The organism is Enterococcus sp. AZ163, from assembly GCF_050498925.1.
GTDB classification, from domain to species: domain Bacteria; phylum Bacillota; class Bacilli; order Lactobacillales; family Enterococcaceae; genus Enterococcus_A; species Enterococcus_A ferrettii.
Genome location: NZ_JBIPAO010000003.1, coordinates 544,008 through 556,228, shown reverse-complemented (window position 1 = coordinate 556,228; position 12,221 = coordinate 544,008). Strand labels below are relative to the sequence as shown.

At 39.7% G+C, this 12,221-nt stretch carries 13 protein-coding genes and 1 other annotated feature; of the genes, 2 read left to right on the top strand and 11 right to left on the bottom strand.

Going from position 1 to position 12,221, the window contains the following annotated elements; genetic code table 11:
• Positions 1-49: 49 nt before the first annotated feature.
• Positions 50-1,231, top strand: a complete 1,182-nt coding sequence (locus IGI46_RS24275; RefSeq protein ID WP_429966072.1) for an amino acid permease — start codon at positions 50-52, stop codon at positions 1,229-1,231.
• 60 nt (positions 1,232-1,291) lie between these two features.
• Entirely contained in the window at positions 1,292-2,008 is a 717-nt protein-coding gene (locus tag IGI46_RS24270; protein WP_429965336.1) for a DUF1361 domain-containing protein, read from the top strand.
• 26 nt (positions 2,009-2,034) lie between these two features.
• On the opposite strand, the gene IGI46_RS24265 is transcribed toward IGI46_RS24270, so the two are convergent.
• The 11 genes from IGI46_RS24265 to IGI46_RS24215 form a co-directional block, all read right to left on the bottom strand.
• Complete coding sequence (locus IGI46_RS24265) at positions 2,035-3,783, bottom strand: hypothetical protein (RefSeq protein WP_429965337.1); 1,749 nt, start codon at positions 3,781-3,783, stop codon at positions 2,035-2,037.
• 50 nt (positions 3,784-3,833) lie between these two features.
• Complete coding sequence (locus tag IGI46_RS24260; RefSeq protein ID WP_429965338.1) at positions 3,834-4,376, bottom strand: N-acetyltransferase family protein; 543 nt, start codon at positions 4,374-4,376, stop codon at positions 3,834-3,836.
• 15 nt (positions 4,377-4,391) lie between these two features.
• Positions 4,392-4,910: a GNAT family N-acetyltransferase gene (locus tag IGI46_RS24255; protein ID WP_207703824.1), complete on the bottom strand. Its 519-nt coding sequence runs from the start codon at positions 4,908-4,910 to the stop codon at positions 4,392-4,394.
• 71 nt (positions 4,911-4,981) lie between these two features.
• Positions 4,982-5,497, bottom strand: coding sequence for a peptide-methionine (S)-S-oxide reductase MsrA (gene msrA, locus IGI46_RS24250; protein WP_207703825.1), 516 nt, complete (start codon positions 5,495-5,497; stop codon positions 4,982-4,984).
• Positions 5,498-5,538: 41 nt separating this feature from the next.
• Positions 5,539-6,354, bottom strand: a complete 816-nt coding sequence (locus IGI46_RS24245; protein WP_207703826.1) for a MetQ/NlpA family ABC transporter substrate-binding protein — start codon at positions 6,352-6,354, stop codon at positions 5,539-5,541.
• Positions 6,355-6,428: 74 nt separating this feature from the next.
• Positions 6,429-6,672: a binding site (T-box leader), on the bottom strand.
• A gap of 96 nt (positions 6,673-6,768) precedes the next feature.
• Positions 6,769-7,191, bottom strand: a complete 423-nt coding sequence (locus tag IGI46_RS24240) for a hypothetical protein (protein ID WP_429965340.1) — start codon at positions 7,189-7,191, stop codon at positions 6,769-6,771.
• A gap of 64 nt (positions 7,192-7,255) precedes the next feature.
• Complete coding sequence (rbsU, locus tag IGI46_RS24235) at positions 7,256-8,143, bottom strand: ribose/proton symporter RbsU (protein ID WP_207703828.1); 888 nt, start codon at positions 8,141-8,143, stop codon at positions 7,256-7,258.
• A gap of 104 nt (positions 8,144-8,247) precedes the next feature.
• Positions 8,248-8,643: a D-ribose pyranase gene (gene rbsD / locus IGI46_RS24230; RefSeq protein ID WP_429965341.1), complete on the bottom strand. Its 396-nt coding sequence runs from the start codon at positions 8,641-8,643 to the stop codon at positions 8,248-8,250.
• 18 nt (positions 8,644-8,661) lie between these two features.
• Positions 8,662-9,567: a ribokinase gene (rbsK, locus tag IGI46_RS24225; RefSeq protein WP_429965342.1), complete on the bottom strand. Its 906-nt coding sequence runs from the start codon at positions 9,565-9,567 to the stop codon at positions 8,662-8,664.
• Positions 9,568-9,676: 109 nt separating this feature from the next.
• A complete protein-coding gene (gene rbsR, locus IGI46_RS24220; protein ID WP_207703831.1) occupies positions 9,677-10,678 on the bottom strand; it encodes a ribose utilization transcriptional repressor RbsR in 1,002 nt (333 codons plus the stop codon).
• Positions 10,679-10,799: 121 nt separating this feature from the next.
• Positions 10,800-12,209, bottom strand: coding sequence for a glycoside hydrolase family 1 protein (locus tag IGI46_RS24215; RefSeq protein WP_429965343.1), 1,410 nt, complete (start codon positions 12,207-12,209; stop codon positions 10,800-10,802).
• Positions 12,210-12,221: the final 12 nt, after the last annotated feature.

The following is a 12,221-nucleotide window of genomic DNA, read 5'->3' as shown; positions in this document are numbered from 1 at the left end:
TCATTTCTCTCCCTCACACCTTAACATTTTCGATTGGTCTAGGTAAAGAATAGATGGGTTTGGATCATATGTCGGCTTTAATTCAGCCTGGGGATACTGGCTGAGCAATATTATTGGAAATGTTTCCTTTGTCATTCTTTTTTTGGATGCCTTAAGCAAATTTTTCCCACAGATCGGTGGAGCTAAAGGAACCATGGGATTCTATTTGGGGAGTTTGATGATTTGGCTAGTTGTCCTTCTGGTCTCTCGCGGGATTCGAGCTGCTAATGTCTTAAATGTCCTAGCGACCTTTGCAAAAGTGGTGCCGATTTTTATCGGAATTTTTATTTTGATCGCTCATTTCCGCTATTCAACCTTTTCGGTGGATTTGTTTGCTAAAAATATTCAAACGAACAGTGGTGGTTTGGGTAGTCTTTCTACTCAAGTAAAACATGCTATGCTGCAAACTATGTGGGTTTTCGTGGGAATTGAAGGGGCTGTTGTCCTTTCTGGTCGAGCTAAACGAGCAAAAGATGTAGGTAGAGCTACTTTGATTGGGTACGGAACCACCTTGGCCATTTATGTGTTAATTGTAATGCTGAGCTTTGGCATTTTATCTCAGGAAACATTAATGCAGCTTCCTAATCCTTCTCTAAGCGGTGTGCTAAATGCTGCTGTTGGACCTTGGGGAGCTCGCATGATCGATGTCGGCGTGATTATCTCTGTACTAGGTGCTTGGATTTCCTGGACCATCCTAGCGGCTGAAATTTCTTATGATGCCGCTAACGACCAGATGTTTCCAGCCTTTTTAGGTAAGGAGAATCGACACCAGGCACCCGTCAATGCTCTGATCCTAAACGGCTTGATTATGCAGGTTGTCTTCATTTTCTCGCGTCTAGCCCTGGATGCCTTCCAGGCGGTCACTGATACAGCCACTACGATGGTTTTAATTCCTTATGTTTTATCGGCAGGCTTTTTATGGCGACTTTCTAACAACAAAAAAGTTCATAATCATCGACTTCTGGCTCTTGGTGCTATACTTTACGGAGTCTACATGCTTTACTCATCCGGCTTCATGAACTTGCTCTATTGTGTCGGGATTTATGCTTTGGGCTTCAGCTTTTGGTTGTGGAACAGCCATACTTATCAACGGCCTTTATTTCAGAAGAACAAAGAAAAATATTTATTTGCTGCTATTACAGCATTGGGTATTCTGAGCCTAATTGTGCTGCTGATACAACTCAATGCTTAAGCATTGAACTTGCCCCAGCTCGTCTTTCTAAGTTATTCTGACAATAGGAGGATGATCTTTATGACGCTTATGCTCTTTATCACCATTATCTTTAACTTATTTGCTTTACTGCTGATTGTCATTCGGCCGAAAATTTTCCAAACAAAACTGTTCAAACCAATGATTTACAATTTTAAGCTATCTGTGATTCCTTTGTTCATTTTACTGGGAACTTTAGCACTGCAATTATTTTTTGGCTGGTTATCAGCTGTGACTTCGTTTGAATTGCTAGGAATAATTAGTAGCTTCATCTTAATTATTGGCTTAATTATTTGGTTGATTTTCCTGCCTAATGCTGGATATTTAGTCACAGAATTAAACCTAACCCATCGTGAAATGGATAAAATCGAGGTGCCGATTTGGTACGACATTATTGCTGTGCTGAGCTTGGCTATTTCTGGTGTATTGAATACGGCTTTAAATATTGTTTTGCTGCAATTCACTTTTATTATTTATCTCGATCCTGTTAACATTACCAGTATTAATACTCCTCTATTCTGGTTATTGACCTGGCTGGTTTTCCCTGTACTAAGCTTTGGCATTTATTTAGGTCGTTATATTCGCTTTTATACTTGGGATTTGTTTCATCCAATCCAGTTTCTTCAAAAGTTGTTGAAACACTTTCGTGAGAAAGAGCATCGCCGGGATGCCTTTTTGTTCACCCTGTTGTACGGATTATTCTTTGCTCTGTTTTATGCTGTAACTTTCTTAAATCCTTTGTGGCAGATGCTGCGCTAAAAAAACGTCAATCATTTGCCTGATGGCTATTGATTGACGTTTTTCTTATTTAATTGCTTGTTTTTACCCTCTTGCCAGTTTTGGATCAATAGAGTTATACACAATATTTCGATCAGCTGCATTAAAGGAACACCTGCACCAGTATAAAAAGACATAAAAATTCCTTTTCCGCCAGGTGCCCAGGTTGCAAACCAGGATACTCCGAAAAGATACAACAAATAAGTTAGGCCTAAACCAGTAATGATAAGTAAAAATGGAAACAACCGACTCCGTTCACCTTTATTAGTTGTTTTGATAAATGACTTGATTGAAAATAGATAGATGATCAGTGATACTACTACTAAAAATAGTGATAGTATTTTGTAGACTTTGATAATAGCATTGCCAACTAAAACATAGGATTTGGTTCTTTCGTATTCAAAGCTGGTTTGCACAGAAGCCATTGCTAACGGCTGAACATTTAGCAGGTCCAGAATATCAATAGCTGGTGAGCCAGGGATGAAAATGGATCCTCCATAGCTAGTGTTATAACTTGTATAAATAGCAGTTTCACGGATTCCAGCTACTGCGTAGGTCAACACCTTAGGAATATCTGCTGCACGTTTCCCATTGCTTTGTTTCGAAATAAAGATGGTTTTCTTTTTTTCGAACTTTCCTTCATCAAAAGCAGTCCGTAATTCTTGGGAAATTTTTTTAAAGACCCGTTCATTTTCGGCACCTGATTTGTACAAGCCGCCTCGCTTAAATGCATCTCTCAGTCCCCAAATAGTCATATCGCCGGGAACTTCGTCAATTTCCAACGGCCAAGTATCCGGCCAAAAAGATTCTTCCTGCATCCAGTGAATCTCATCATGATATTCGGCTAAGGTTGGAGAAGCTTCCATGGCCTTCTCAAACGTATTTTTGGATACCCAAACAGCCTCATTGTTCACAATTTCAGGACTGTCCCATTTGCTGTTATCAATTTGAATCAAATACTTGGTTATCTCAGCAAAAGAAGTTTTGGTTCGATCATTCACAGTAAAAATTTGATAATGCTTAAAATTTATCTGTGAAATTCCTAGAGTAACCAGCAGCAAAGAAAACAGCGGCATTGCCAATAATAATGTTCGCGTTAATAAACCGACAATCATAGGTTTGTTTGCTTTTCTTAAATAATGCAGTCGATCGAAAAGCAGCATAAGGATAACCGTTGCATAAAGCGGAACAATCCAAATTGAATCTTCACGCAAATACCAGAAAAAAGGCAGAACCATGACTTGCAGCAGCAGCCACGGCAGTTGATTTTTCATTGGAGCCCTTCTTCTTAGATACATACCGATAATTCCCGCCAATAATAGCAAAACCGTTCCGAAAACTAAACTATTGCGATAAATTCGCAAAGAAAAATCCGAAGACAAGGTAATCGGTGAATAGATCAAAAATAAATAACTGATACCCAGAATAGTTTTCTTCTTGATAAGGGGCTTAAGCGCTATAATTATTCCGGCACTCGCTAAAATATTAAACAACACTAGAAAAATTGGATACGGAATTCGGCTAAAATGATTGACCAACAAAAAGAAGGTATAGGAAAAGCCTTTTGACAAGGTTTCGATGTCATAAGGCCCTAACCATTTACCGTCTAAAATGAACAGCGCCTGATTAATTGATAATGCGTCGTCATATTCTGCTTGCATATATACCTTTACAGGAATGAGGTACGCTAAGATAATTCTAAAGAGAGTGGCGGCAATGAGTACAAGAAAAAAAAGTCTCACTTTGTTATTTTTCATAAATTCCTCCGAGATTGTTACAATCCATTTAGTATACAACAAAAAACAAACTAAATGTTAGTTTTTCGATAAGGAATCATTTTTTTCATAGGAATTGCTGGCTGACCAATCGTTTTTTGCAGCCAGTAGACGTCATGCCAGCGCTCAAACTTGTAACCAATTTTTTTAAACACACCTACTTGCTGATAGCCTAATTTTTCATGAAATTGAATGCTGTGGGTATTGCCGCCAGTAATGCAAGCAGTCAGTATCAAGATATTTTGCTTGCTCAGTTCTGTTTCTAACGCTTGATACAATTGTTTGCCAATTCCTTGTCCTTTGGCCTTCTCTGACAAATAAACAGTCACTTCCACACTCCAATTGTAAGCATCCCGTTCTTTATATGCATGAGCATACGCATAACCTAGGATTTCACCTTGATCGTTTTCAGCCACTAGATAAGGGTAATCTTTTAAGGTAGAGGTGATACGTTGAGTAAACTCCTTCACACTGGGAACCTCATATTCAAAAGTTATCGCTGTATCCGTTACATAAGGCGCATAAATAGCCAACAAAGCTGGCGCATCAGCTGGATTTGCTAAGCGAATGTCCATTTTCTCTTCCTTTCTCTATTTCAGAGTTTTTACCATGATTAGATCCGTTTGTTCGTCATCACCCATCCAAAAGGAATGTGAGGTTACTTGTTGAAAGCCCAACTTTTTATAAAAGCCTAGAGCTGGTTCATTTTTCTCCCAAACCCCTAACCAAACAGATGACTTGTTCTTTTCTTGTGCAATGGTGATAGCTTTTGCGATGAGTCTTTTTCCTAATCCTTGACCTTTAAAGGCTTTATCAACATAGATTCGTTCAATCTCTAAGGCATTCTCGGCAATGTCTTCTGTTTGAGCTTGATCGATATTTACTTTTAAGTAGCCCGCCAGCTGATCCTCTGTGTAAATGAAAAAGAAAGTGGAATCTGGTCGTTGCAGCTCTGCTGCTAATTTCGTTAATTGAAAAGCCTCAGAGACGTAAGCTTCCATATTCTCTGGTGTATTTTGTGCACTGAAAGTATCATTAAACGTTTGAAGACTCAGTTTCTGTAATTTTTTTACTTCTAAATCGTTGATTACTTTTATTTGTATTGCCACACCCGATTCCCCCTTTTTTCTGCTAATCTTACCGAAACAAGTCGAGGGATTCAAGAGCTGTGAGCAAATTTCTATCTTTCCACCCAAACATTTTCAATGAACGTTTTTCTACGTTGCGCATTGCGTGCATAATTTTCGGGATGCTTCTTGTAATACTCCTGATGTTCTTCTTCTGCTAAGTAAAAAGCAGCTGCTGGTTCGATACTAGTAACAATTGGTTCTCTAAATTTACCGCTATCAGATAAAGCTTGCTTACTTTTTTCAGCAATCTGTTTTTGTTCTTCATTAAAGTAGAAAATCACAGGACGATAGTTGTCGCCGCGATCTTCGAATTGACCAAAAGCATCTGTGGGATCGGTTTGCTGCCAATAAAGCTCGACTAACTCTTCATACGAGATTTGTTCAGGATCAAAAATAATCTCTACTGCCTCGGTATGTCCGGTTTGATGACTTTTTACTTGTTGATAAGTAGGGTTTTCTAAATGTCCTCCTGTATAGCCAGAAAATACTGAATGAATGCCTGGCAAAGCATCAAAAGGTTTAATCATGCACCAAAAACACCCTCCAGCAAAAATCGCACGTTCCATTATTCATTCCTCCACTTCGTTTTTTTCAATTTGTGTATCATTTATTTGCTAACCGGAATTACCGAGCCGCCCCACTTTTCTTCGATCCAAGCTTGTACTTCTTTGTCTTGCAAAGCTGCCACCAGCTTTTTCACTCGGGGATCGTCTTTGTCTTCGGTTCTAGTAGCAATAATATTTACATAGGGTGAGTCTTGGTCTTCTAACATTAAGGAGTCCTTCACCGGATTCAACCCTTTTTCATAAGCAAAGTTAGAATTGATTGCAACTAAATCGCCCTCTTTGTTTTCATAAGCTGTCGCCAATAGGGTAGGCTCTACATCATGCTTAAAGACTAATTTTTTTGGATTATCGGTAATATCATCAAAGGTTGCCTTATCAATTGCAACACCTTCCTTAACCTTAATCAAACCATTCTCTTCAAAAATTCGTAGTACTCTTCCCCATTCTGAGGCTACATTGGACACAATCACTGTCGCACCTTCTGGAATATCGGCTACATTTTTTATATCGTGGGAATAAATGCCCATCGGTTCTAAATGAATACCGGCCACATTAGCAAAATCGTAATTATTTTCGGCTTTCTGTAAATTGAAGTAGGGAACTGTCGAGAAGTAGTTGGCATCAATTTCTCCTTCCGCCAATGATTTGTTAGGTAGAATGTAATCATCAAACTTCACAATCTCCAAATTAACCCCTTCTTTTTTCAGCAGCGGCTTGATATGCTCTAAAATTTCAGCATGAGGTGTTGGAGAAGCTCCGACCTTTAATGTATCTGTATCACTGCCCGTCGCTTTGTTACTGCAACCAGCTAATAATAAAAGTCCCGTTAAAGCTAAAAATCCGACTATTTTTTTCATTCTTATTTTCCTCCTTTTTATCAATGAAATGCAAAAAAAGCATTCATCCCTTGACCTGTTAAATGCTTAACAGCCCAAGGGACGAATGCTTTCGCGGTACCACCCTTATTCGTATTAGTTCTCTAATACCTCACCCGTACATACTTAGCCTTGACTAAATAGATACGCGGCAAAATAACGGTTGCGACCGTTTAAACTGCGTGAACAGCTTAAATGCTCCGAGTTCATCTTCACCTTAACTTCCCATTCTCCTTTTTCACCAACCGGAGTCTCTGCCAATGTTCACGTTACGATTACTCTTCTCTTCTACACGAAATATGATGTTGGATTGATGATAATATAAAATGGAGTAAAATACAAATAAAACTTGTTGTTTTTTTCAATTTTTTTGTTTCTCGAAGATAAATCAAATGCTTACTCAGTTGAAGTCCATCTGTAATTAAAGGGCTTAGCAGTTCCTTCCACACCAGGTTTGTTGATAAAAGATTGAGCAGTTATCTCTTTCTCGTCAGTTTGTATAATGCTATAGCAAAAAGTTTTATCCTCCTTGAGACGAAGGATCCAGCGTTCACGGCTCGCTTCATACTCATCCACTACCATTATCTGTGGATTCGCCGGTTCTTGCTCGTCTATGTTCTGAGAAATAAGCTGAATCTCTCCCGCATTTTCTTGAAATATTAAGCTCATCTGCTGATCTTCTGTTTCCCACCGACCAGCAAAGTACGACAGAAAACGTTCATTTTCGTTCGATTTGGAGCGATCAGATATTGTCCAAATAGCAAACATACATACGATTCCTAAAACAATAACTAGAAAGCTTATTTTTTTTTGCGGCAAAAACAGCACCTCCCTTTTTTTCTAAGGGTACCAAAAAAAGCCGCCAAGAGCGACTTTTTTTAGTCTAAAGCATTACAGTCATGGCAGCCGCGGCCAAGATAAGAATCAAGCCGATAATAGTAACAGTCATTTCTTTTTTTGTTTTCTTTTGTCCTAAGAACCAGATGCCAGTTAAGGTTGCCAAAACTACTGAAGTCTGTGACAAAATAAAGCCGGTTGCTAACCCATTCATATTTGGTTGGGCAGAAATCAAATACGTCAACGCAGCAAAAGCAAAGAAGAAGCCTGAGAAAATATGTTTATAAGAAACAGCTTCTTTAAAAGCAGAAGGCTCAGAATCCTTCGATGTCAGAATTGCTGAGTAAACCACCGCTACGATCACCATCCCAATTGCTTGTGGTAAGAAAGCGTGCATGCCGTCTATACTAGTTGCTTGTGGTGCAGCGGAATAAGCCCAATAACCAATTTCACCGACCGCCAACAAGATAACTGCTGACTTCAAGAGACTACTGTTTTCTTTGGTTTTTTCTTCCGTCCATACCGTCATCCAAGCACCAATAATGATTAGGATCAACGCCAATCCACCTAATAACTTAGCGGTTGTTCCCGGCCAATTGCCCAGTGCCAACACACCCCAAAGTGATGCACCTAACAGCTGAAAGGCTGTTGTGATCGGCATTGCCCTTGAGGAACCGATTAGAGTAAAGGATTTAAAGGTGATAATTTGGGCGATCGCCCAGCCAACACCAGATAAAATAGAAAAGACTAAATCCATACCTGTTGGAAAACTCAAGCCGTTAACGAGTGCAAAAACAAAAGCGAAAATTAGCGTACCAATGGTAGAGCCTAATATTTGATTAACGGGACGTCCCCCGATTTTAGATGCAATAGTGGGATAAAGCCCCCAACCAAGCAATGGCCCTAGGCCGATTAATAATGCCGTAGCATTCATAATAATTCCTCCTTAAAAATAATAAAGCTTCGCAAACCTTACCTGCTGATTATCAACACTATTTGCGAAGCCGAACAATCGTCTCATTTTCATAAGATTCTTCTCTAAAAAACAACGCCGCTTTCCAGTAAGATATTGGCATAGGGAGTCATTTCACCCGTACGTATAAACGCATGAACATTGTTTAATTCCTGCTTCATTTCGGTATGAGGAATGAAAGTTACTGGTATATCCGGTAAACGCTTTTGAATCGCCTCCAGCATGGCTGGATTTTCTGTTTTAATTTCTTCGGCTAAATAGATCCGTTGCACTTCTAATTCTTCCAGCACATTGTTCAATACTTGCATAAAGCTGGGGATACCATTGTCGATGGACAAATCAATTTTTTCAGTCATAGGAGGAACTGGCATGCCAGCATCTCCTATGCTTAATTTATCAAAGTGGCCCATTTGAGCGATTACTCGCGAAATATCGGAGTTGATAACTTTAGTTTTTTTCATCAATAAAACTTCCTTTCATTAATTCAATTCGTTCTTGTATGGTATTGATGGTTGAGCGCCAAAGCGCTGCACAGTTAAAGATGATGCCTTGTTTCCATACTTGATTGCTTCTTCTAAATTACTGAAATTTTTAGTTAAAATACTGCTCATTGCACCAATGAACGTATCACCGGCAGCAGTTGTATCAACTGCCTTAACTTTGAAGGCTGGCACAATCCCGCTGCGCCCATCAACATCATAGAAGGCTCCTTTGCTGCCAATAGTAATAATTACTGCCTCAATTCCTAACTGATGTAAATGCTCAGCAGCTTGCTTCATGCTGGCTTCATCTGTAATGGCAATTCCAGTCAAAATCTCGGTTTCTGTTTCATTTGGAATAATCATATCGGTAACTTCTAGTAATTCTTTGGGAACTTCCTCCAAAGCTGGTGCCGGATTCAAAATCGTTTTTACCCCAGCCTCGCGAGCAATAGTAAAGGCAGTAATCGTACTGTCCATAGCACTTTCAAACTGAGTAATTAGAAAATCACTTTTTTGAATAATTTCCATATGTTTCTTTACATGGTCTGGGGTAAAAACATTATTAGCACCAGCATGAATCATAATACTGTTCTCCCCTTGATCATCAACGATAATGTATGCTTGACCAGTTGCTTGGTTGTCCAGAGTTGCTACTGCAGTCAAATCAATTTCTTCTTGGCTTAAAAGATCCGTCATCATTTGACCAGCTTCATCATTCCCGACAGCACCAATAAAGTTGGTTTTTGCTTCGGAACGTCTGGCTGCTACCGCCTGATTGGCACCTTTCCCGCCACCGGCTGAAAAAATTTCTTTAGTGTGCATTGTTTCCCCTGGTTTCGGCATTTTCTTTACACGAATCGTTCGGTCCAAGTTAATACTGCCAATAATTGTAATCGTATTCATTTCATTCACTCCATTCCTTTTTTACAGGTACGTTTCATCTTTTTAAAAACGTTTTACTAAAACGTTTTAAATATCTATGGCAAAAATATAGCACATCTTGAAAGCAATTTCAAGTGTGCTGTTTTACATCTTTGGTGGATTGTCTTTCGACTAAATGGACCGTCAACATTTTTTCTTCCCATTCTTTTTCTGGTTGTTTAATTCGTTCTAGTAAAAGCTCTGCTGTTGTTTGCCCCAACTCAAAAACTGGTTGGGCAACCGTAGTCAGCTGAGGAGTTACATATTCACACATGTCGATATTATCATACCCCACAATGCTGTAATCATCAGGAATGTGCTTACCTGCCTCATCTAAACCTAAATACAGGCCAAAGGCAATCTCATCATTTATCGCAAAAATACCGGTAACATCTTCCACAAGAATCTGTGCTGCAGCAGCTCGACCGCCAATTTTAGAAAGCACACTGTTGATCACTTTAGCAGCGGGAAAAACTTCACGAAAACCAGCTAAACGTTTCTGAATATTGTCAGGAGCTTCTTTCGGCATTACTACTGCTACCTCTTGATGGCCTAACTCAGCTAAATGCTGGGCAGCCAGCTTACCACCTTGAAAATCATCCGTTAATACCGCATCACTAAAACCGTCAGCCTTTTTCTGATCCAATACAATAAAAGGTAAATCTTTTTTGCGTAAAGTTTCCATGATCACTTGATTGGAAATAGCGGAACTTGCGATAATAAACCCATCTACTCCTCGCCGACTTAACTCTTCCAAATAATCGCTTTCCTTGTCTTCATCCAAATCAGCGTTACAAAACATTGCGATAAAATTTTCCCGATACAGTACCTTCTCCACCCCACGCAGCAACTGACCGAAAAAGGGATTGGTAATATCTGGTACGAGCACTCCGATGGTCTTGCTTTTTTTCACAATCATCCGCCGGGCAAAATAATCAGGTTCATAGTTGAGGGCAGTTTTTGCTTCAATTACTTTGTCCACCGTTTTTCTGGTGAACTTCTCAGCGTTGCCATTTAAAATTTGTGAAACGGTGGCAATCGAAACCCCTGCTTGCCTTGCTACATCTTTGATGGTGATCTTTTTATTTACCATTATTAAGTCCTCGCTATCTGTCATAGATTATTCACTCAAAGTGTACATGTATCTTAGCCAAATGCAAAGCCTTTTAAATTAAAAATCTGCTATTCTCCGAAGAAAACAGCAGATTTCAGCTTTAGCGCACTAAACTTGCGCCATTTGATTCAATGACTTCTTTGTACCAGTGAAAGCTTTTTTTCTTATAGCGTTCCAACGACCCTGATCCATCCTGATTACGGTCAACATAGATCATACCATAGCGTTTTTTGATTTCGGCAGTTGTAAAACTAATCAGATCAATACACCCCCAGGAGGTGTATCCCATGATTTCCACTCCGTCTTCTAAGGCTTCCTCTACTTGAACCAAGTGGTCGTTCATGTAATTAATTCGGTAATCGTCGTTAACCGTTCTCGTGCCATCAGGTAGAGTAATCAACTCGTCCACAGCACCTAAACCATTTTCTACAATAAACACAGGTTTTTGATAACGATCATACAAGCAATTTAAGTAATAGCGTAGGCCTTCTGGATCGATTTGCCAGCCCCAGTCACTGGCTTTCAAATACGGATTGGGAATACCGCCAATAATATTGCCTTCGCCCGCTTTTTTAGTTGGATCAGCCGATTCGCACACACTCATATAGTAACTAAAAGAAATAAAATCGACCGTATGCTTCAAGTCTGCTAAGTCCTGCTGCGTAATATCCAGCTCGATATTGTTTTCCTTGAATAATCGTTTGCTGTAGCTAGGATAATAGCCGCGAACCTGCACATCAGAGAAGAAAAAGTTTTCCCGCTCAGTTGCTAAAGACTTTAACACATCCTTAGGCTCAGGAGTCAATGGATAGACAGGTACCCCCAAAATCATACAGCCGATTTTTGCTTCTGGATCAATCGTATGGCAAGCGTTAACTGCTCGAGCACTAGCAACCAGTTCATGATGAATCGCCTGATAGATATCCTGCTTTGTCAGTTGTTCCTTAGGTGTATTGATTCCACCACTTAAGAATGGCACATGACTAATTGAATTGATTTCGTTGAAAGTAAGCCAGTATTTGACTTTTCCTTTGTAGCGTTTGAAAACTGTTTGCACATAGCGTTCAAAGAAGTCAATGACCTTGCGGCTGCGCCAACCATCATAGGTTCGCGTTAAGTGCAAAGGCATTTCATAATGCGATAAGGTAACTAAAGGTTCAATCCCATATTTTAAGCATTCATCAAATACCTCATCATAAAAAGCCAAGCCAGCTTCATTAGGCTCCTGGTCATCACCATTAGGAAAGATGCGAGCCCACGCAATTGACAACCGGAAAACTTTGAAGCCCATTTCAGCAAACAAACGGATATCTTCTTTGTAGCGATGATAAAAATCGATTCCTACTAATTTCAAATTGTCCTCAGTCGGTTCGGCTGTAGGAGCCTCCCGCCAGCCTTTGCGGGTTAAATCTTGCCCTGTTAAGCCTTTGCCATCCTCATTGTAGCCACCTTCACATTGATTGGCAGCTGTTGCGCCGCCCCATAAAAAATCTTTAGGAAATTTACTCATGTTCTACTCCTT

Excerpts from the sequence above, each read along its gene's own strand:
- rbsU (WP_207703828.1), bottom strand. The coding sequence starts at position 8,143 with ATGAATGCTACGGCATTATTAATCGGCCTAGGGCCATTGCTTGGTTGG.
- IGI46_RS24260 (WP_429965338.1), bottom strand. The coding sequence starts at position 4,376 with ATGGACATTCGCTTAGCAAATCCAGCTGATGCGCCAGCTTTGTTGGCT.
- IGI46_RS24245 (WP_207703826.1), bottom strand. The coding sequence starts at position 6,354 with ATGAAAAAAATAGTCGGATTTTTAGCTTTAACGGGACTTTTATTATTA.
- IGI46_RS24270 (WP_429965336.1), top strand. The coding sequence starts at position 1,292 with ATGACGCTTATGCTCTTTATCACCATTATCTTTAACTTATTTGCTTTA.
- rbsR (WP_207703831.1), bottom strand. The coding sequence starts at position 10,678 with ATGGTAAATAAAAAGATCACCATCAAAGATGTAGCAAGGCAAGCAGGG.
- IGI46_RS24265 (WP_429965337.1), bottom strand. The coding sequence starts at position 3,783 with ATGAAAAATAACAAAGTGAGACTTTTTTTTCTTGTACTCATTGCCGCC.
- msrA (WP_207703825.1), bottom strand. The coding sequence starts at position 5,497 with ATGGAACGTGCGATTTTTGCTGGAGGGTGTTTTTGGTGCATGATTAAA.
- IGI46_RS24215 (WP_429965343.1), bottom strand. The coding sequence starts at position 12,209 with ATGAGTAAATTTCCTAAAGATTTTTTATGGGGCGGCGCAACAGCTGCC.
- rbsD (WP_429965341.1), bottom strand. The coding sequence starts at position 8,643 with ATGAAAAAAACTAAAGTTATCAACTCCGATATTTCGCGAGTAATCGCT.
- rbsK (WP_429965342.1), bottom strand. The coding sequence starts at position 9,567 with ATGAATACGATTACAATTATTGGCAGTATTAACTTGGACCGAACGATT.